This window comes from Collinsella tanakaei (genome assembly GCF_016902615.1).
GTDB lineage: Bacteria > Actinomycetota > Coriobacteriia > Coriobacteriales > Coriobacteriaceae > Collinsella > Collinsella tanakaei_A.
The window spans coordinates 1-19,986 of record NZ_JACJMB010000035.1 but is presented as its reverse complement, the minus strand read 5'-3'; the positions used below and the strand labels follow the sequence as shown (position 1 = coordinate 19,986).

15 protein-coding genes are annotated in these 19,986 nt (G+C 65.9%); 13 read left to right on the top strand and 2 right to left on the bottom strand.

Features of this window, described 5'->3' with window-relative positions; genetic code table 11:
• Window positions 1–333: aminotransferase class I/II-fold pyridoxal phosphate-dependent enzyme (locus H6A21_RS09365; protein ID WP_204562479.1), on the top strand; the 333-nt coding region annotated here is incomplete at its 5' end.
• Between the two features lie 353 nt (window positions 334–686).
• Entirely contained in the window at window positions 687–2,168 is a 1,482-nt protein-coding gene (locus tag H6A21_RS09360) for a DUF1846 domain-containing protein (protein ID WP_204562478.1), read from the top strand.
• 125 nt (window positions 2,169–2,293) lie between these two features.
• On the opposite strand, the gene H6A21_RS09355 is transcribed toward H6A21_RS09360, so the two are convergent.
• Both H6A21_RS09355 and H6A21_RS09350 read right to left on the bottom strand, forming a co-directional pair.
• Window positions 2,294–4,342 carry a protein kinase domain-containing protein gene (locus tag H6A21_RS09355; protein WP_204562477.1) on the bottom strand — a complete coding sequence of 683 codons (2,049 nt, stop codon included), beginning with the start codon at window positions 4,340–4,342 and terminating at the stop codon, window positions 2,294–2,296.
• Between the two features lie 108 nt (window positions 4,343–4,450).
• Complete coding sequence (locus H6A21_RS09350; RefSeq protein ID WP_204562476.1) at window positions 4,451–5,368, bottom strand: FHA domain-containing protein; 918 nt, start codon at window positions 5,366–5,368, stop codon at window positions 4,451–4,453.
• Window positions 5,369–5,780: 412 nt separating this feature from the next.
• On the opposite strand from H6A21_RS09350, the gene H6A21_RS09345 reads away from it, so the two are divergent.
• The 11 genes from H6A21_RS09345 to murG all read left to right on the top strand — a co-directional run bounded on the left by H6A21_RS09345 (window position 5,781) and on the right by murG (window position 19,925).
• The gene (locus H6A21_RS09345) at window positions 5,781–7,442 is read left to right on the top strand and encodes a CTP synthase (protein WP_204562475.1); all 1,662 of its coding nucleotides are present in this window, start codon (window positions 5,781–5,783) and stop codon (window positions 7,440–7,442) included.
• A gap of 2 nt (window positions 7,443–7,444) precedes the next feature.
• Window positions 7,445–8,386, top strand: coding sequence for a site-specific tyrosine recombinase XerD (xerD, locus tag H6A21_RS09340; RefSeq protein WP_204562474.1), 942 nt, complete (start codon window positions 7,445–7,447; stop codon window positions 8,384–8,386).
• 1,043 nt (window positions 8,387–9,429) lie between these two features.
• Complete coding sequence (locus tag H6A21_RS09335; RefSeq protein WP_204562473.1) at window positions 9,430–9,864, top strand: division/cell wall cluster transcriptional repressor MraZ; 435 nt, start codon at window positions 9,430–9,432, stop codon at window positions 9,862–9,864.
• A 9-nt stretch (window positions 9,865–9,873) separates the two neighbouring features.
• Complete coding sequence (gene rsmH, locus H6A21_RS09330) at window positions 9,874–10,854, top strand: 16S rRNA (cytosine(1402)-N(4))-methyltransferase RsmH (RefSeq protein WP_204562472.1); 981 nt, start codon at window positions 9,874–9,876, stop codon at window positions 10,852–10,854.
• A 141-nt stretch (window positions 10,855–10,995) separates the two neighbouring features.
• Window positions 10,996–11,433, top strand: coding sequence for a hypothetical protein (locus tag H6A21_RS09325; protein WP_239462788.1), 438 nt, complete (start codon window positions 10,996–10,998; stop codon window positions 11,431–11,433).
• Between the two features lie 15 nt (window positions 11,434–11,448).
• Window positions 11,449–13,239, top strand: a complete 1,791-nt coding sequence (locus H6A21_RS09320) for a peptidoglycan D,D-transpeptidase FtsI family protein (protein WP_239462787.1) — start codon at window positions 11,449–11,451, stop codon at window positions 13,237–13,239.
• A 110-nt stretch (window positions 13,240–13,349) separates the two neighbouring features.
• Window positions 13,350–14,786, top strand: coding sequence for a UDP-N-acetylmuramoyl-tripeptide--D-alanyl-D-alanine ligase (locus tag H6A21_RS09315; RefSeq protein ID WP_204562470.1), 1,437 nt, complete (start codon window positions 13,350–13,352; stop codon window positions 14,784–14,786).
• A gap of 3 nt (window positions 14,787–14,789) precedes the next feature.
• Window positions 14,790–15,821, top strand: coding sequence for a phospho-N-acetylmuramoyl-pentapeptide-transferase (mraY, locus tag H6A21_RS09310; RefSeq protein WP_204562469.1), 1,032 nt, complete (start codon window positions 14,790–14,792; stop codon window positions 15,819–15,821).
• Window positions 15,822–15,830: 9 nt separating this feature from the next.
• Window positions 15,831–17,246 (top strand): UDP-N-acetylmuramoyl-L-alanine--D-glutamate ligase, encoded by a 1,416-nt coding sequence (murD, locus tag H6A21_RS09305; RefSeq protein ID WP_204562468.1) that lies wholly within the window; start codon window positions 15,831–15,833, stop codon window positions 17,244–17,246.
• A gap of 14 nt (window positions 17,247–17,260) precedes the next feature.
• Window positions 17,261–18,808 carry a putative lipid II flippase FtsW gene (gene ftsW / locus H6A21_RS09300; protein ID WP_204562467.1) on the top strand — a complete coding sequence of 516 codons (1,548 nt, stop codon included), beginning with the start codon at window positions 17,261–17,263 and terminating at the stop codon, window positions 18,806–18,808.
• Window positions 18,798–19,925, top strand: coding sequence for an undecaprenyldiphospho-muramoylpentapeptide beta-N-acetylglucosaminyltransferase (gene murG / locus H6A21_RS09295; RefSeq protein ID WP_204562466.1), 1,128 nt, complete (start codon window positions 18,798–18,800; stop codon window positions 19,923–19,925). The genes ftsW and murG overlap by 11 nt, the downstream gene beginning before the upstream one ends.
• The last annotated feature ends 61 nt before the right edge of the window (window positions 19,926–19,986 follow it).

The window sequence follows — 19,986 nt, the reverse complement described above, 5'->3', positions numbered from 1 at the left end:
GCGCCGGAGATCGCGGAGCTCGAGCGGCTCGTGCGGCCCGACACGAAACTCATCTGCATCAACAACGCGGCGAATCCCACCGGTGCGGTGCAGGGCGCCGAGATGCTTGCCGCCATCGCCGACATCGCGCGCTCCGTGGGCGCGTACGTGCTGAGCGATGAGGTGTACCTTCCGCGTGAGGAATATGCACACCCTTTGCCGCGCATCGTTGCCGGCATGGTCCTCAGGGACAAAAACGCCTTGAGTGGGACTTCATACCAATCTCGTAGGGTAAACCAAAGGGTCGAGACGACCATTTTGATACATGTATCCCACGGTATACGCAGGAAATAAATGTGACTGTATACATGCCAATAGGCGTTCGATCGCATGTACGCTGTGCATACGTCCCACTCGGCGCGTTTTTGTCCAGGGCACGCGGCGGGCGATAGGGAAGAAAGCCAATCACTGTCTTTGCAACGGGGTTTGCCGGCACGTGGGTAGCCGGCGAGGGTGGGCTGTCGGTATTTGCCTGTCATGGAGGCGCACCGGACGAACCCATGCCGTCTGACAGCGTCTGACGGGAGCGCCGGAAGAATCGGTGGGGGATGCCGCTGCGGTCCTGTTCGCGCGGCGCGCTCGATTATACTTGACGCGTTATGCGGTCAGGGGCGGCCCGCGCGCCGTCGGAGAGGAGCTCTACCCCCATGCGTCTGGGATTCGATAACGACAAGTACATCAGCCTGCAGGCCGAGCACATCAAGGAGCGCATCGCGCAGTTTGGCGGAAAGCTCTATCTCGAGTTCGGCGGCAAGCTATTCGACGACTACCATGCGAGCCGCGTGCTTCCCGGCTTCGAGCCCGACAGCAAGTTCCGCATGCTGAAGAGCCTGTCGGATGACGTCGAGATCGTTATCGCCATCAACGCGAACGACATCGAGAAGAACCGCGCCCGCAGCGACCTGGGCATCACCTACGACGAGGACGTCCTGCGCCTGACCGACATCTTCCGCGGCTACGGGTTCCTCGTGAGCTCGGTGGTGCTGACGCAGTACGCCGGCCAGGGCGCGGCCGATGTGTTTCGCCGTCGCCTTGAGGACTTGGGCATCACGTGCTACCTGCACTATCCCATCGAGGGCTATCCGCATGACATTGACCTCGTGGTCTCCGACGACGGCTACGGCAAGAACGACTACATCGAGACGTCGCGCCCGCTCGTGGTCGTGACCGCGCCCGGCCCCGGCTCGGGCAAGCTCGCCACGTGCCTGTCTCAGCTCTACCACGAGCACAAGCGCGGGGTCGACGCCGGCTACGCCAAGTTCGAGACGTTCCCGATCTGGAACCTGCCGCTGTCGCATCCGGTGAACATCGCCTACGAGGCGGCCACGGTCGACCTGGACGACTCCAACATCATCGATCCGTTCCATCTGGAGGCCTACGGCAAGACGACGGTGAACTACAACCGCGACGTCGAGGCGTTCCCGGTGGTGAAGTCCCTTATGGAGAAGATCATGGGGGAGAGCCCTTACCAGAGTCCGACCGACATGGGGGTGAACATGGCGGGCTACGCCATCGTGGACGACGAGGCGTGCCGCGAGGCCGCCAAGATGGAAATTGTGCGCCGCTACTTCGCCGCGGCCGAGCAGGTCAAACGCTCCGGCGTCGGCGCGGAGCAGGTGGACCGTCTGCGCAGCATCATGAAGAAGGCGGGCGTCACGAAGGACTACTCGCCTGCGCGCTCGGCGGCGCTGCTCAAGGAGGAGACGACCGGGTCTCCCGCCGGCGCCATGATCCTGCCGGACGGCTCGGTCGTGACCGGCAAGACCTCCACGCGTCTGGGCGCGGCGAGCTCGCTGCTCATGAACGCGCTCAAGGCGGTGACCGGCGTGGACATGGAGCTCGAGGTCATCAGCGACGACGCCATCGAGCCGATCCAGCGCCTGAAGACGCATCGTCTGGGCAGCCAGAACCCGCGCCTGCACCCGGACGAGACCCTCATCGCGCTGTCCATCACCTCCGCGACAAGCGAGGTCGCGGCGCGTGTGCTCGAGGGCCTGAAGAAGCTGCAGGGCTGCGACGCGTTCTTCTCGGTCATCATCTCGAGCTCCGACGAGGATCTGCTGCGCCGCCTGGGCATCAACGTGTGCTGCGAACCCAAGTACGAGCGCTCGGGGATGTATCACAAGTAAGGGGCGCACAACCATACGTGCGCATGAATGGGTGCCGGGAGCCAACGGGCTTCCGGCGCCTTTTTCGTCGGATCGGTTTGGATGGGCGCGGCGGGCGCGGCGGACCGATGGCGCTCGTCCTGCCCCTACAGGCAGAACCCGGGCAGAACCCCTGACGTCTCGGTGCAGGCGGTCGCGAAGTGGAACGGGTCGCCGTTCGGCCCCACGCGGTTGAAGGTTACGACGCCGTCGGACATCGAGACGTCCGGGCTTGCGCTGCGCAGCCACCAGTAGTCCTGGTCCGATTCCAGGTTGCGGATCAGGCACGAGGCGGCCGATTGCGGCATGACGTGCTGCTGCTCGAAATAGGCGTATTGGCTGCCCTCGGCGTTCAGGATATCCGCCAGGAAGCGGTAGCCCTCGTTGAAGGTCAGGCGCGCACGCTGACCGGCGAGCTCGCAGTAGCTGAACAGCCAGACCGTCTCCTCGGTGGGCGTGACGCACGCGGGGTCCTTCGTGCCGCCGACGTTGTTCGTGTTCTTGGTCACCGGGACGATGAGCTCGGCAAGGTCGGTGGGCAGCTTGTCCATGAAGTTGCTGTTGAGGTAGGCGCGCATATCGCACGCCTCCCATCCACCGTCCGTATACGGCTCGTCGTTCATGGGCTTCGAGATCGCGATTTCGCTGAACATAAACGTGAGGCCGGCGTAACCGGATCCGTCGGCGAGCTCGTCGTGGTTGATGTCGACGAGCTGCACCTGGAGGGGGATGCCGTTGAATTCGATATCCTTTCGCGCGTTGCCGTCGATGTTGCCGTGGGCGTCAACAAGGCCGTAGCGGTTCGCGATAGCGATGGCGTCGGCGCTGTTCTCGGCGGCGGAGATCTCCGCGGAGATGTCGCTCAGCTCCTGCCATGTGTAGCTGCCGAGGGTACGCGGGGCGAGAAGGCCGAATCCCTTGGTGTACACGGCCGCCCCGCCCGCAGCGACAAGGCCGGCGCCGCACAGGGCGCCCGCGAGGAAGCTGCGGCGCGAGATGAGTCTGGCCGGGGCGGTGGCAGGCACTGCCTGTCCTGCGTCCTTGTTGGGCGTATCGCCAGGAGTGCCCGTCGATGCGGGTGCGGTGGAGGCTCGGGGAGTAGCGGTGTCGCTTGCCTTCGTCGTATCGGCCTCGCGCCCGTATTCGGCAAGCCAGCTGTCCAGGCGCGCGGCGAGATCTTCAGCGTCGATACGGTCGGCCTGATCGCGGGCGAGACCGGCCATGATCGCATCGGTCAGTCCCGTGTCGGCGGCGCTGCGCGGTACGAGCGGCAGGGGATCGTTATCCATCTTCACCCGGTAGGACGAGGCGGCAAACGATATGCCGCGCCCGTACGGGGGCGTCTGCGCGTAGAGCTCGTACAGGATGCTGCAGAGGGCGTAGACGTCGATGGCCGACGACGAGCGCAGGCCGACAAGCGTGGGGTCGTCGCTCGTGAGCATCTCGGGCGGCGCGTAGTCGGGCGTGCCGGCGCGCCAGATGTTGGCCATCATGGTGAGTGACGAGTCGACGGCGACGGCGGTGGCGCTGCCCATGTCGACAAGGCAGATGTCGTACGTGTCCGTTTTCACCTGCTCCTCCAGCGGGGTGCGGTCGCAGCGCACCATGATGTTTTTGGGGGAGAGGTCGCGGTGAACGAAGCTTTCATCCAGCGATTTGGCCGCGATGATGGGCGACAGCACCGCGCGCCCGATGCCGGCGATGGCGCGCGCGTCGATGCGCCCGTAGATGTCGGCGGGGAGCTGCGGGGTGACCTCGTTGAGCGTGAAGCCCTCGATCCACTCCATGAGGATGGCGGGGACGTCGTCGATCATGCCGTAGCCGTAGAGCCTGGGGAAGCCCGCGAGGTGCGACACGACGGCCTGCGCGCGGTATTCCTCCAGAAACGTGCGGACGCGCACAGGCAGCACGCGGGCGCGCCCCTCCTCCTCTATGTCGTCGGTCTTGAGGACCTTCAGGGCGAACACGGCGCACTCGGTGTTGCTCACGCGGTAGACGGTGCTCGAGGCGCCGCGCCGCGGGGCGTACTGGGCATCGACGAGCAGCGTCATATAGCGACGGCGGGTGGCGTCCTCGTCATCGGGGGAGACGGCGAAGGCAGCGTCGAAAGAGGTGAACTCGATGAGCTGTCGTGGTTGGAGGGAGTGAGATGCCATGGGGAGGTTCGCCTTTTCATACGTACGGTGATCGAGGTCGTTGAGCCGATTGTAGGGCGTCAGGCGGCGCCCGCGTTGTGCAACGTCGGGCGGCATGGGGAGCGCGGGCTAGACGCTCAGCTTCATGACGAGGAAGCGCGTCGTGGCGCCGAGGCACAGGATGTCGCTGTTGCGCAGCTCGAAGGGCTGGGACGCCTCCGTACCGTCGCCCGCGCTGATGATGTTGACGCTCTTGTCGGCGCCCGAGATGACGCGCGTGCCGTTCGTCGAGCCGAGGTCGGCGACGAACCAGCGGCCGTGCTCACGCCAGATGCGCGCGTGCTGGCGCGAGACGTCGACATCCACGTCGGCGATGGACGCGTCGCTGTCGGGAAGGCAGCCGATGACGGTGCCCTCCGGGGCGACGGACAGCTCGTGGATCGGCAGGCGGAAGGCGCCACCGACCAGGCGCACCAGACCCAGACGGCTTTCTGCGGGGTCCGCCTCGCGCAGGTTGTGCGCGTTGTCCGGGGCGACGAGCGTGTCGAGCGAGGCGTTGAGCTCGGTTGCCGCGAACCTGTCGATCATCTCGACGGCGCAGCGCGGGTTTGCCAGGCATCCGGTGACGATGAACAGCATGATGAGCAGCAGCGCGCGGTCGCTCTCGAGTTCGAGATGGAGCGACATGATGCGCCGGACGGCATTGGTGTAGGGCATGGGGTCGATGCCGGCATCCGCGAGCGCATCGTGCATACAGGTCGCCGCGGCGCCGCGATAGTGTGCGATGACCTCGGAGCAACCGGTCTGGCGCCCACCCCGCGCAGCGATGAGCTTCGCGGCGATCTGCTTGGCGCTGACCGTGAAGTCGGCGAAGAACTCGGGATGGAGCGCGTGGGGATTCGCGTGGACGATTTCGCGCGACAGGAAGGTGCGGTCGGCGATGCGCTCCGTCATTGATTTGCCGCCGATGCTGATGTTCGCGTCGAGCAGTATCTGGGCGGTATCGCGGTGCGCCATCCCGCCGAACCGACGAAAGTCGGTATACATGACCGAACTTGGTGTTTCCGCCGCCAAAACCCGACCCCCTTGATTGTTGATATATCTATAACAACATAGCATGAACGGTATGGGTCGGCAAACGATACGAGATGACTGACACCATGTGCGACCTGCGGTTTTACCATCTTCACCCGAAGCGGCACAAGAATGAGACACACCTTGTTTTGCCAAGAGGGCCGAAGTCTTGGGCGGGTGGGGCGCTCTGTTTCGGGTCATTGACCCTTGCAGCTTTGCAATGAGCGGCAAGACGGGCCGCGTGCGGTGCGCTGCCCGCGTTCGCGGTAAATTGTTTCGAGAATAAGACGATGTGCTCGGCTCGGGAGAGGACGCGCGGCGAAGTGCTACGATAGAGTCCCGTAAGGACTGCAGGCTCCAAGCGGGAAAGCGTAGGTACAAACGAATGGCCAAGCATATTTTCGTCACCGGTGGCGTTGTCTCATCCCTGGGTAAAGGCATCACCGCGGCATCTCTCGGTCGTCTTCTCAAGTCGCGCGGTTACAAGGTGACCATGCAGAAGGCCGACCCGTACCTCAACGTGGACCCGGGCACCATGAGCCCGTTCCAGCACGGCGAGGTGTTCGTGACCGAGGACGGCTACGAGAGCGACCTCGACCTCGGCCACTACGAGCGCTTCATCGACGAGAACCTCACCCGCAACTCCAACTTCACGACGGGCGCCATCTACCGCAGCCTCATCCAGCGCGAGCGCCGCGGCGATTTTTTGGGCGGCACGGTGCAGGTCATCCCGCACGTCACGAACGCCATCAAGGACAAGTTCCGCCGCATCGAGGAGCAGACGGGCGCCGACGTGGTCATCACCGAGCTCGGCGGCACCATCGGCGACATCGAGAGCCAGCCGTTCGTCGAGGCCATTCGCCAGTACCGCAAGGACGCCGGCCCTGAGAACGTCTGCTATATCCACGTGAGCCTCGTGCCCTACATCGCCGCCGCCCATGAGGTGAAGACGAAGCCGACGCAGCACTCCGTGAAGGAGCTCCGCAGCTTCGGCATCCAGCCCGACATCATCGTTTTGCGCAGCGACCACGAGATCGATGACGCCATCCGTGCGAAGATCGCGAACTTCACCGACGTCGACGTGGACTGCGTGTTCACGAACGAGGACTGCGCCTCTATCTACGACGTGCCGCGTCTGCTCGCCGAGCAGGACTTCGACCTGCGCGTCTGCGAGCGCCTGGGTCTCGACCCGCGCGAGCGCCACATGGAGGACTGGTACTCCTTCCTGGACAAGCAGGATCACGCGAACCGCCACACGGACCGCGTGAAGGTCGCCGTGGTGGGCAAGTACACGCAGCTGCCCGATGCCTACCTGTCGGTCATCGAGGCCCTGCACCATGCGGGCATCTACTTCGATCGCCACGTAGACGTCCAGCTTGTCGATGGCGAGAGCCTCGAGGACGCGAACGTCGACGAGGTGCTGGGCGACGCCTCGGGCATCCTCGTGCCCGGCGGCTTCGGCAAGCGCGCCTTCGACGGCAAGATCTGCGCGGCGCGCTACGCCCGCGAGCACAAGGTGCCCTACCTTGGAATCTGCCTGGGTATGCAGGTCGCGGTCTGCGAGTTCGCCCGCGATGTTGCCGGGCTTGCCGGCGCGAGCTCCTCTGAGTTCGACCCGGACGGCCCCCATTCGGTCATCGACCTCATGGACTCGCAGGAGGACGTGACCGAGAAGGGCGGCACGATGCGTCTGGGCGCCTACCCCTGCAAGCTCGCCGCGGGTACGCTCGCGCGCGAGGCGTACAGCGAGGAGCTCGTATACGAGCGCCATCGCCATCGCTTTGAGTTCAACAACGCCTATCGCGACGAGCTCGAGGGCGCGGGCCTCGTCATCTCGGGCGTGAGTCCCGACGAGAGCCTCGTCGAGATGATCGAGCTGCCGCGCGACATCCACCCGTGGTTCGTGGCCACGCAGGCCCATCCCGAGTTCAAGAGCCGCCCCACGAAGCCGCAGCCGCTGTTCCGCGAGTTCGTGCGCGCCTCCATCGCGCAGCATGAGGGGACGCAGCGCGACGAGGTGAACCCCATTAACCCGGTCGACTGCTAAACATGGGCGCGAAAGAGCCTGCGGGGGCGCATCAGTTTCCCGCAGGCGCCCTCGGGCGCGCGTGCAGGGAGTACCTGAATCATCTCGCGGTCGAGCGCGGGCTGGCGGAGAACACGCTTGCGGCGTATCGGCGCGACCTCGAGGCCTATGCGGGCTTTCTCGCCGAGCGGGGTGTCACCGAGCCCGATGCGGTCACGCGCGTCGATGTGGAGGACTTCATCGCTGACCGCCGCGAGGCGGGGTATGCCTCCTCATCGATCAACCGATCGCTGTCGGCGGTGAAGGGGCTCCACCGTTTTCTCGTCCGCGAGGGGGAGACGACGGCCCATCCGAGCGCTGCGGTCCGCTTCAGCCGGCATGAGGAGCGGCTGCCCGACTGCCTCGATATCGAGCAGGTGGGAGCCTTGCTCGACCAGCCGTTTCCGGCAACGGATGCCGGCGTGCGCGACCGTGCCATGCTGGAGGTGCTCTATGGGTGCGGTCTGCGTGCGAGCGAGCTCGTGGGCCTCGACGGGGGAGACCTCTATCTGGATGACGGCTACCTGCGCATCTTCGGCAAGGGTTCCAAGGAGCGCCTTGTGCCCATCACGGGCACGGCGCTTGAGGCCCTGCGCGCCTACCTTTCCCATGCGCGCGATGCCTTGGCGGTACACGCGCGCGCGGGTCGCAGCCCCGCGGTCTTCCTGAACGCGCGCGGCACGAGGATCAGCCGCCAGTCGGTCCATGCGATCGTCGAGCGCTACGGCCGCCTCGTCGGCATCGAGGGGCTGCACCCCCATACCCTGCGTCATTCGTTCGCCACGCACATGCTCGCCGGCGGCGCCGACCTGCGCGTGCTGCAGGAGATCTTGGGCCATACGAGTGTTGCCACAACGCAGATCTACACCCATATCGACCGCACGCAGCTGCGCGAGGTCTATCTGGCTGCGCACCCGCGCGCGTGAGGGATTGCATCGCAGGGTGCAACGCCGGCGTCTGGTCGCGTTCCCACGTGGGAGAGAGCGGGGCGCTGAGTGGCCAAACGCGTGCTGTTGTGACTGCGCATCGTGCGGGGTGCCTTTTGGTGCGCCCTGCCTTGACGATACGGACGTTCTCCAAACGCCCGGGGTCCCCGCGGGCCGATCTGCATTCGGCGAGCGGGGACCCCGGCCGTATTTGTTAAAGGGGACCGAAGGCTGTTTTGGCCGAACGCATCCTTCTGCGCATACTGCGCGGCCAAAACGTAATAAAATCGGCCTGGCAAATCTGTCTGAGCAGAAGCACATTATATAAAAGATTGCTAGGGGTACGATTTTTCGGTGCCGATCGCCCATAGGCGCCATGCCCCGACATGTTCCCAGTTGAATCCTGCGGAAACGCTGGGGGTCTCCGTGCGATGGGGAAATCGCACCCGAAAATCGTACCCCGGACAATATCTTATATGTATTCATGGGTTTTCTCCCAGAGTGAGAAGACGACCCCGGCCGCCGCGCTCACGCCTGCGCCTCACGGGCTCCCACTGGGCGCCCCACTTCGTCCCACCGTGCCTCCCACAGGGTCCCACCGGGAGGTCCGCATGGTGTTTTCGACCCCATCCAACCCAATATGTAGCGTTGCCCCGGCGCGTTGGTCGACAGCGCCGCAACAAAACCCCAGCTCAGGGCTCTCCCATTTTCTCCCACCGCATCTACCTGCGAGTTCTTTATTCCGACACAAATCAAAAGAGTCAATCAAAATCGGTTCAACCTCAGCTTGAAGGTTAGCCTTTGCTGCTGCGAGACCGACAAGTGGTGGAAATGAGGCGTCTGAGCACTACATCTTGTGACCGCCTCCGACCGCGCACCCGGCTGCCATCTGAACGCTGGTGGGTGCATCGGAACCGGTGGGGGAGAAAATGGGAAAAAATGTTGCGAAAGGGAGCTTTGGGCCATTAAGATAAAAGCCGTCGACACGCGGGGTGGCTCCCCGCACACAAGGCCCACCGAGTAGCCGAGAGGAGGGGCACGCAGTGATACTGACCGGATCATTCGAGCGCAATCTCGATGCGAAAGGTCGCCTGTCCCTGCCTGCTGCCCTTCGCGACGACCTCGGTAGCCGCGTGCGCGTGCTGCCCGCTCCCGATGTCGAGGCCGTGTACGTGTTCCCTGAGGACCAGTACGAGGCATGGGTCATGAGCCTGTTCGAGAAGCAGGAGCGTGGCTTCGACCGTCGCAACCCGAAGGATCAGAAGCTCATGCGCCTGCTGAACGCGATGGCGACGCCGGCGGAGATCGACTCCGCCAACCGCATCGCGCTGCCCGAGAGCTTCCGCACCAAGAAGCACCTCGAGCGCGAGGTGACGGTCGTCGGCAATACCGACCATCTGGAGATCTGGGATCGTGAGACCTGGAACGAGATGCAGGCTGATGCCGAGGACGAGCTTATGGACCTGTTCTTCAGTTAAGGGGTGAACATGGCGGACACGCAGACGGCAGCGGGCACTTTGAAACTTGAATTCCGACACGAACCTGTCATGCTCGCTGAAGTGCTTGAGCAGCTCGAGCTGAGCGAAGGTTCCGTCGTGTGCGATTGCACCCTCGGCGGCGCTGGCCATTCGATAGCGATGGCCGCGCAGGTGGGGGAGACGGGCCTTCTGATCGGCATCGACCAGGATGACATGGCCCTTGCGGCAGCGCATGAGCGCCTGGACCTTGAGGCTCTCGGCACGCCGCGCAAGCTCCTCAAGGGCAACTTCGGAGACCTCGATGAGCTTCTGTGCTCAGCGCAGGTTCCCGGGGTGGACGGCTTCCTGTTCGATCTGGGCGTCTCGAGCCCGCAGCTCGATATCCCTGGACGGGGCTTCTCGTATCACGAGGACGCCCCCCTTGATATGCGGATGGATCCGGGTAACAACACCCTAAACGCAGCTGAGGTCGTAAACACCTATAACGAAGCAGACCTCGCCCGGATTCTACGCGTCTACGGGGAGGAGCGCTACGCGCGCGAGATCGCACGCCAGATCGTGCGGCGTCGCGCGACCGAGCCGCTCCGCACGACGGGAGACCTCGTGGAGGCCATCAAGGCGGGAATACCCGCCGCGGCGCGCCGCCATGGAGGGCATCCCGCCCGCAAGAGCTTCCAGGCCATCCGCATCGAGGTCAACCACGAGCTCGATGTGCTGGAGCGGGGACTTGAGGCGGCAGTCCGCTGGTTGAACCCGGGAGGGCGCATCTGCGTCATCTCCTACCATTCGCTCGAGGACCGTATCGTGAAGCACCTCTTCAACGAGCAGAGCCAGGGCTGCATATGCCCGCCGGACATCCCGGTATGCGTATGCGGACACGTGCCGGCACTCAAGGTCATCACCCGCAAACCGCTGGTTGCGTCAGCCGACGAGGTGAAGCGCAACCCCCGGGCCCGATCTGCCAAGATCCGCGTCGCCGAGAGGCTGTGAGCCTTTCTGAGCGCGTAGATTTTGACCTGTCGTCCCGAAGCGGCACCACAAACGCACTTTATACGCACCACCACCACAACACGAGGGGACGGGTCTCATATCATGGGTTATCGTCAATCAAACGCAGCAGTCGCCTATGATATGCAGCCCGCCGCAGTCCCCGCCGGATACGGCCAGCGCTCGCCGCGCGTTGACAGGCGCGCGGAGCTCCACGTCGTATCCGGTGAGGGCAGGCAGGCGGACCAGGGCGTGAGCCCCGCGTTCGTCGCCGTCATGAAGACGTTCTGCGTGCTGATCGCGCTCTTCTGCGCCGTGGGCTTCATCCGCGTCGCCATCAGCGGAGCGACCGCTCAGGCGCTGAACGCGAGCGCCGAGCTCACCGAGACCCTCGACGAGGGCCGCGATACGAGCTCGAGCCTCGAGGTCATGCATTCCGTCTACAGCTCGCCCACGCGCGTGCGCGACCTCGCGTCCGCGTCTCTCGGCCTCGTCGATGCCGAGAACACGGTGACCATCGATCTTTCCGAGCAGGGCAGCACTACCGCTACCGCGGAGGGTGCGTCCGAGCAGACCGAATAGGACGAATCGCCCATCATGCCTGACGATCGTTACACGAACCGGCCCGGCGACACCGGGCGCCCCATGCGCCCCCGCGAGGGGGCGTCCCGCTATTCAGGGGATAGGAGAGGCCGCCCACGCACTCCCGACCTGCTGCATGCCGACACCTCGCGTGAACCCGTATCGCGACGCACCGTCGTGAAGGGCTTTCTCGGCTTGGGGCTTGTCGGCTGCGTGTGGGGACTCGCCGGCCACCAGATCTTCTACGGCGGCATCAACGAGGACCGCCACGAGAACCGCATCACCGCGAACTCGACGCTCTACGCCAAGCGCGGCGCGTTCTACGACCGCAACGGCAACGTGCTCGCCGCGAGCGAGGAGTGCTACAACATCGCGTTGAACACGACGATCATCTCCAACAAGAAGAAGGTCATCTCCGCGCTCGTGAAGCACCTGGGCATGTCCGAGGCGGACGCGAAGGCTGCCGTGAACGAGGACTCCACGTGGACCTACGTGGCCCGCAAGGTGTCCACCGATGTCGCCGAGGAGCTTCTGGCCGAAGGTCTCGCCGGTATCGAACCCGAGCAGACCACTCAGCGCGTCTACCCCTACGGGACCCTTGCCTCGCAGGTCATCGGTGTCGTCGATACGGACAACAACGGCCTGACCGGCCTCGAGCTCTACTACGATGAGGACCTGCAGGGCGAAAACGGCTGGGTCCACCGCGAGCGCGCGGCCGACAACTCCTATATCGCCGGCGGCGAGTACGACCGCCAGGATCCCATCGACGGCGACGACCTCGTGCTCACGATCGACGTGAACATCCAGCGTGCCGCCGAGGAGGCGCTCGCCGAGGCCGTGGAGAACGCCGGCGCCCATTACGGGTCGGTCATCGTCACGGATCCGCGCAACGGCGAGATCCTCGCGGCGTGCTCGTATCCCACCTACGACCCGGCGAACCTGTCCGAGGCGCGCACGGAGGACATGAACCTGCGCGTCGTGACCGATGCCTACGAGCCCGGCAGCGTGTTCAAGGCGCTGGTGTGCGGCGCGGCGATCGATCTGGGCCTCGTGGACACCGAGACGACGTTTTCCGTTCCGCCCGTGGTGCTCGCGGGCGATGACGAGGTGACCGACGTCGATTCGCGCGACTACGAGATGACGATGACGGTGCGTGAGATCATGCGCCGCTCGTCCAACACCGGCATGATTCTCGTGGGCGAGAAGATCGGCGCCGACTCGTTCGCCGAGTACCTCGACCGCTACGGCATCGGGCACGAGTCGGGCGTGGACTTTCCGGGCGAGAACACCGGTATCGTGCGCGCTCGCGACGAGTACGACGGCGCGAGCGTGGCCGCCATGTCGTTCGGTCAGGCCATCGCGGTCTCGCCGATCGAGATCACGCGCGCCATCTCCGCCATCTCGAACAAGGGCGTCATGACCACGCCGCATTTCCTCATGGCTCGACGTGGCGAGGAGATCGACTGGACGGGCGGTGATACGCGCGCCATCTCCGAGGAGACGGCGTCCAAGGTGGCCGACATGATGCTCACGGTCGTGGACGAGGGCACCGGAGAGGCCGGCCAGGTGCCCGGCTACGAGGTGTCGGGCAAGACCGGTACCGCACAGCGCGCGAGCGAGAGCGGCGGCTACCTGGAAGGCAGCTACATGGCGTCGTTCATGGGCTTCGCGCCGACGAAGGACCCGCAGGTCCAGGTGTATGTGACGCTCGATGGGACAGGGTACACCTCCATCGCGGCGGCGCCCGCCTTCGCCGAGATCATGTCCGCGGCCCTCGATACGCTCGGGGTGAAGCCCACGCGCTAGGCCCGCTCGGCGGATGGGAGCGGGCCATGTTCACATGCCCTGCACGAACGGCTGCGGTATCCGCGCTACAATTATCGGCTGCATAATCCGGCTCAATTGAGGAGCGACGCATGATAGAGATCCCAGTCAGGTACCTCGAGGGCATCACCGGGGCCCGACCCTGGACAGGCAATGCAGACCGCGTGTGCAAAGGGGTCGTCATCGACTCCCGCGCTGTTGAGACCGATTCCATCTTCGTGGCGTTTTCCGGTGAGCGCGTCGACGGCAACGATTTCGCGCCCGCGGCCATCGAGGCCGGCGCCGCCTGCGTCGTGCTGACGCGCGAGCCGTCCCGCGAGCTCATCCGCACGGCCGATGCCCACGAGTGCGCCGTGTTCACCTGCGAGGACCCGACGGAGTTCTTGCTGCTGCTCGCGCAGGGCTACCGCGCCCGCATGCACTGCACCGTGATCGGCGTCACGGGTTCTATCGGCAAGACCACGACGAAGGACACGCTGGCCGCGCTGCTTTCGACCCGCTACCGCGTCCACGTGACGCGCGGCAACTACAACAACCTCATCGGCATGCCGCTGACGATCCTGTCCGCCCCGCGCGACACCGAGGTCATGGTGCTCGAGATGGGTATGGACGGCTTCGGTCAGATCGAGCGGCTCTCGCGCTGCGCGCAGCCGACCTATGCCGTCATCACGAAGATCGGCACCTCCCACATCGGCCTTCTGGGCAGCCGCGAGAACATCGCGTGCGCCAAGGCCGAGATCCTCGTCGGCATGCCGCCGTCGTCCGAGAACTTCGAGGGCCATCATGCGGCGCTCGTGCTGAACGGCGAGGACGACTTCACACCGTTCATCATCGAGAACTTCGCGAAGCCCGCCGGCATCGACGTCATCCTGTGCGGCACCTCCGACGATGACGACGTGAGTGCGCGCAATATCGAGGTGGGCGAAGACGGCTGCCCCGTCTTCGACATCACGTTCGAGGACGGCGCGCAGTTCAAGACCCGACTGGCCGTCACCGGCGCCCAGTCGGTCGTGAACGCCCTGTACGCGGCCGCCATCGCCCGCCGCCTCGGCATCGCGCAGTACACGATCCACGAGGTGTTCGGCGCGCTCGAGATCACCGGCCGCCGCACCGAGGTCCGCCGTGCCGCCTGCGGCGCGCGCGTCATCGACGACTCCTACAACGCCGCACCCGAGTCCATGGCCGCCGCCCTGAATCTGCTCGCGGAGCTTCCCTGCGCAGGCGATCGCATCGCGGTGCTCGGCGAGATGGGCGAGCTGGGCGAGGAGGGCGCGCGCCTGCATGAGCTCACCGGTGCCTACGCCGCGGCCAAGCGCCCCGACGTGCTCGTGTGCGTCGGCGGCGACAACGCCCGCCACATGGCGGACGCCGCGCGCCTCATGGGCATGGCCGACGACGCGGTGCGCGTCGTTCCCACGACGGAGGCCGCCATCGCGCGCCTCGCGCACGCCATCGCGCCCGAGGACCTCGTACTCGTCAAGGGTTCCCGCTTCGTGGGGCTCGACCGCTTCGTGGAAGAGGTGTGCTAGCAGATGTTCGGCAACCCGCTGTACCCCACCTACCAGACGTTTCTGGCCCTGGGCATCGCCGCTATCATCGCCGCGGTGCTCATGCCGCTGTGGATCCGCATACTTCGCTTCGAGGGCATCGGCCAGCAGGTGCGCGCCGACGGCCCCCAGCGCCACCTCGTGAAGCAGGGCACGCCCACCATGGGCGGCGTCATCATCTTGATCTCGGTCGTTCTGACCTGCATCCTCATGGCACGCCCTTCGCTCGAGCTCATCGCGGTGATCGGCGCGACGGTCGCCACCGGCGCGCTCGGCCTGCTCGACGACGCGACGAGCGTCGCCCACGGCCGCTCGCTCGGGCTTACGCCCCACGCCAAGATGATCGGCCTCACGCTCATCTGCTTCGCCTTCTGCTTCGTCGCCGTGAACTTCTGCGGCGTGCTGCCCGAGGTCCGCTTCCCGGGCGGTCTCACCATCGACCTGTCGGTGCTCATGACGGCCTTCGAGATCGGGGATCGCGCCTACTACATCCCCTGGCTGTACATGATCTTCACGTGGCTGCTCATCGCCGGCTTCTCCAACGCGGTGAACCTCACCGACGGCCTGGACGGACTGGCCGGCGGCACGTCGATGATCGCCATGCTCATCATGGCGGCCATCGCGTTTCTCCACGGCGACCCGAACCTCTCCATCTTCAGCGCCTCCTGCGCCGGCGCCTGCATCGGCTTTCTGTGGTTCAACTGCTACCCGGCGTCCATCTTCATGGGCGATACCGGCTCGCTTGCGCTCGGTGCGGCGTTCGCCTGCATGGGCATCGTGACGAACACCGAGATCTCCTCGCTCATCATCGGCGGCCTGTTCATCGTGGAGACCCTCTCTGTCATGATCCAGGTGGTGAGCTTCAAGCTCACCGGCAAGCGCGTCTTCCTCATGGCGCCGATCCACCATCACTTCGAGAAGCTCGGCTGGGCCGAGACGAAGGTCGTGATCCGATTCTGGATCGTGGCCGCCGCCTTCGGCGCGCTGGGCTTCGCCATCTTCTTCCAGTTGGGATAGTGATCCTCAATGCCTCTCCCGAACACGTTCACCCTGCTCGTTCTCGGTCAGGGGTCGACTGGCCTCGACGTCGTCGCCTGGGCGCTTGAGCATACCGAGCGCGTCTTATCCGTCACCGTCTACGGCGGCGGCTCCTCCGAGCCGACCGAGGCGACGCGCGCGCTCGAGGAGCGCGGCGTGCGCTTCGAGTACGGCACCGAGAAGGTCGAGGGCGCCTTCGACATCTGCGTGGCGAGCCCCGGCATCTCCGAGTTCTCCGACTTCTTCGCCGCGGGCGCCGCGCATGCGAGCGAGATCATGGGTGAGCCCGAGTTCGCCTGGCGGCTGTCGTCCGCCTCGTGGTGCGCTATCACGGGCACGAACGGCAAGACGACCACGACCACGCTCGTGCACCATGTGCTCGATGTCGCCGGCATCCCGAACGCAGCGGTGGGCAACATCGGCACGCCGACCATCGATGCGGTGGACACGTGCAGGGCGGGTTCGTGGATGGTCGCCGAGCTGTCGAGCTACCAGATCGCCACGACCGCCGAGCTCCATCCGCGCGTGGCGATACTTCTGAACATCACGCCCGACCACCTGGCGTGGCACCGCACGCACGAGAACTACGCGAAGGCCAAGATCAAGCTGTTCCAGAACATGGACGAGCGCGACCTCGCGATCGTGGACGTGGAGGACGAGGGCGTCATGGCATATGCCGACGACATCTTCACGTCCGGCCGCCGCGTGCTCTCGCTCGGCCTTGCTGACGCCGCGGGGGCCGACGCTGCATTCGTGCGCGACGGGATGCTTGTCGTGCGCCTGGCGGGGGAGGAGACCGAGCTCGTGGCCGCGCGCGATCTGGCCCTCGCCGGGTCGCATAACATCACAAACGCGCTTGCTGCGGCGGCGGCGAGCCTTTTTATCGGTGCCACGCCCGCACAGGTCCGTTCTGCCCTCACGAGCTTTATGCCGCTCGAGCACCGCGTGGAGCCCGCCGGCGAGATCGATGGGGTGCGCTACTACAACGATTCGAAGGCGACGAACACCGACGCCGTCGAGAAGGCGCTCACGGCGTTTCCCGACGACGACGTGATCTTGCTGCTCGGCGGTCACGACAAGGGGACGCCGCTCGAGGATTTCGCCGCGTTCGTGTGCGAGCACGTGCGCGCCGTCGTGTGCTTCGGCGAGGCGCGCGAGCGGTTCCGCCACGCCATCGAGGATGCCGACCGCAACCAGGACGTGGATATCGCCGAGGCGGACGACATGTGCGACGCGGTCGACGTCGCGCGCTCGCTTGCCGCCCGCGGCGACGTCGTGCTGCTCTCTCCCGCCTGCTCGTCGTTCGACGAGTTCTCGGGCTTCGAGGAGCGCGGCTGCCGATTCAAGGAGTATGTGGAGGAGCTGCGCCTGGCCGGTGAGGCCGACGCGCTCGATCGAGCCTAGAGACGGGGAGCCATATGGACCGATTTGGGGCCGAGGGACGCGCTCGCACAGCTGAGCGGCCCGGGCGCACGCGCGCATCTGCATCGCGTGCGCGGGGAGGCGAGAAGCTCATCGCGGGCATCCCCGCGCGCATCATGCGGCCGCGCATCATGTTTGCGTGCTGCCTGGTGGCTCTTGTGATCTTCGGCCTCGTGATGGTGTATTCGGCCTCGTCGTTCGTCGCCCTCAAGGAGGAGGGCGACGCTGCGTACTACCTCGAGCGCCAGGCGATCTTCGCTGTCATCGGCGCCCTGATCGTCGCCGTCATGTCGTCCAAGTGGCTCTCTTGGACCTGGATTCTGGATAACCTCATCTGGCCGATCTGGGGTCTCATGATGCTTGCGCTCGTCGCGGTGAAGGTCATGGGCCTCGGCGCGGGCGGCGCGGTCCGCTGGATTCCCATCGGCCCGTTCACCCTGCAGCCTTCCGAGATCATGAAGCCGGTCATCATCGTGCTCGCCGCCGGCATCATGAGCGACTACTACGAGCGCCAGTCGTACGACACCTCGGAGTTTCTGATGCGCCTCGCCATCGCCGTGGTGGCACCGCTCGTCTTGATCTTCCTGCAGCCCGATTTGGGCTCGACTCTGATCATCGCCCTCACGGTGTTCGCCATGGCGTTTTTCTGCGGTATCTCCTACCGGCTCGTCTTCGGCGTGGTGGCCGCCGCGGCGCTGCTCATCATCGTGGCCATCGCCGTGGCGCCCTACCGCATGGAGCGCCTGCTGGCGGCGAGCGACCCGTGGGCCGACCAGTGGGATACCGGCTACCAGGCGACGCTCGCCATCATGGCGTTCGCGTCGGGCGGACTGTTCGGGCGGGGCATCGGCAGCTCGACGATGAAATACGACTACCTCCCCGAGGCGCACAACGACTACATCTTCGCCATCATCGGCGAGGAACTCGGGTTCGTGGGTACCATCTTGTTTATCGCTGTCTTCGTGGCGCTCGTCTGGTCGGCCTTCGCGGTGGCGAAGCAGGCCCGGTGCCTGCGCGACCGGCTCATCGCCGAGGGCTGCGCCGTCATCATCATGGTGCAGTTCCTCGTGAACGCGCTCGGCATTTTGAACGTCATCCCCATGACGGGCAAGACCATGCCGTTCATCAGCTACGGCGGCTCGTCGCTGATCGCGTCGCTCATGCTGGCGGGCCTCGTCATCCGTGTGTCCATCGAGAGCAGTGCGGCGACCGTCTACCGCGAGCGCCGCGCGAGCTTCGCCGTGATGGGCGATACTGATGAGGACGTGTCGGGGCACATCGGGCGCTCGACGGCAGGCGAGGTGCACGTGCGTCGCGGCGGTTCGGCGACGTCGCGCTCGGGCTTCTCGGTCGTCGACGGCGCCGCGGCATCCTCGCGCACCGCTCCACGCGGGCGCCCGGCGCGCCCGCAGGCGCGTGCCGGCTCGGGATCGTATGACCGCGTCGACTTGGGTGGGGATGCGCGCGACCGCCTGCGCGGGCGCGATGGATCCTCGCGCACCGCGCGAAGGGGAACGTCTAGAAGGGACCGCTATGACCGATAAGCTTTCCGTCGCCATCGCCGCCGGCGGCACGGCGGGGCATGTAAATCCTGCGCTCGCCCTTGCCGAGGAGCTCGACGCCCGCGGGCATACGGTGCGCTTCTTCGGCGAGACGCGCCGCCTGGAGGGCAAGCTCGTGCCCGAGGCGGGCTTCGACTTCTATCCGGTGAACGTGACGGGCTTCGACCGCGCGCGCCCCTGGACGCTCGCGACGGCGCTCGCGCACCTCGCGCACGAGGAGCGCCGGCTGGTGCGGGCCTTCCGCGCCGACGCCTCCCTCATGCCCGATGTCGCCGTCGGTTTCGGCGCCTACGTGGAGCTGCCGCTCATGCGCGCCGCCGCGCGCCTCGGTATCCCGGTGGTCCTTCACGAGCAGAACTCGGTGCCCGGGCTCGCCAACAAGCAGACCGCCCGCTCCGCTGCGCTCATAGCCATCGCGCAGCCGAGCGTACGGGCGGTCTTCGAGAAGCGCGCGGCGGCGTCCACCCGCATCGAGCTGACCGGAAACCCCGTGCGCCGCTCGGTCCTCGCCGGTGACCGCGCACGCGGTCGCGCCGCCCTGGGCGTGCCCACCGACGCCACGCTGCTGCTCGTGTTCGGCGGCTCGCTCGGTGCGCACCATCTGAATCAACGCATGGTTGAGCTGAAGGACCGCCTGCTCGGTATGGACGGGGTGTACGTGGTGCACTCCACCGGCGCCGACGACTACGACTGGACGCGCGAGGCGCTCGCGCTCACCGGCGACCAGGCGCGCCGCTACCGCGTGCAGGCCTACATCGACGGCATGGGGGACATGCTTGCGGCATCCGACCTCGTGCTGTCGCGCTCGGGTGCCTCCTCGGTGGCCGAGATCGCCGCGCTTGCGGTGCCGTCGGTGCTCGTGCCCTATCCGCTCGCGACGGCCGACCACCAGACGACCAACGCGCGCTTCCTCGTGGACGCCGGCGCTGCGGTCATGTTCGCCGATGCCGATATCGACGGCGACGCCTTCGCCGACGAGGTCGTGGGGCTTCTTGCCTCACCCGAGCGCCGCGCGACCATGCATGCCGCTGCAGCGGACCTCGGTCAGGACCGCGCTGCCGCGCGCCTGGCCGACGCCATCGAGTCCCTCAAGCGCTAACCTGTCTTGTCCTCATCGGGGACGGGGTAGTTTGGTGCCCCCCGGCGCCCCGCCGGGCGCC

Coding starts and splice junctions, on each gene's coding strand:
- H6A21_RS09360 (WP_204562478.1), top strand. CDS start 687: ATGCGTCTGGGATTCGATAACGACAAGTACATCAGCCTGCAGGCCGAG.
- H6A21_RS09355 (WP_204562477.1), bottom strand. CDS start 4,342: ATGGCATCTCACTCCCTCCAACCACGACAGCTCATCGAGTTCACCTCT.
- H6A21_RS09350 (WP_204562476.1), bottom strand. CDS start 5,368: ATGTATACCGACTTTCGTCGGTTCGGCGGGATGGCGCACCGCGATACC.
- H6A21_RS09345 (WP_204562475.1), top strand. CDS start 5,781: ATGGCCAAGCATATTTTCGTCACCGGTGGCGTTGTCTCATCCCTGGGT.
- xerD (WP_204562474.1), top strand. CDS start 7,445: ATGGGCGCGAAAGAGCCTGCGGGGGCGCATCAGTTTCCCGCAGGCGCC.
- rsmH (WP_204562472.1), top strand. CDS start 9,874: ATGGCGGACACGCAGACGGCAGCGGGCACTTTGAAACTTGAATTCCGA.
- H6A21_RS09325 (WP_239462788.1), top strand. CDS start 10,996: ATGCAGCCCGCCGCAGTCCCCGCCGGATACGGCCAGCGCTCGCCGCGC.
- H6A21_RS09320 (WP_239462787.1), top strand. CDS start 11,449: ATGCCTGACGATCGTTACACGAACCGGCCCGGCGACACCGGGCGCCCC.
- H6A21_RS09315 (WP_204562470.1), top strand. CDS start 13,350: ATGATAGAGATCCCAGTCAGGTACCTCGAGGGCATCACCGGGGCCCGA.
- mraY (WP_204562469.1), top strand. CDS start 14,790: ATGTTCGGCAACCCGCTGTACCCCACCTACCAGACGTTTCTGGCCCTG.
- murD (WP_204562468.1), top strand. CDS start 15,831: ATGCCTCTCCCGAACACGTTCACCCTGCTCGTTCTCGGTCAGGGGTCG.
- ftsW (WP_204562467.1), top strand. CDS start 17,261: ATGGACCGATTTGGGGCCGAGGGACGCGCTCGCACAGCTGAGCGGCCC.
- murG (WP_204562466.1), top strand. CDS start 18,798: ATGACCGATAAGCTTTCCGTCGCCATCGCCGCCGGCGGCACGGCGGGG.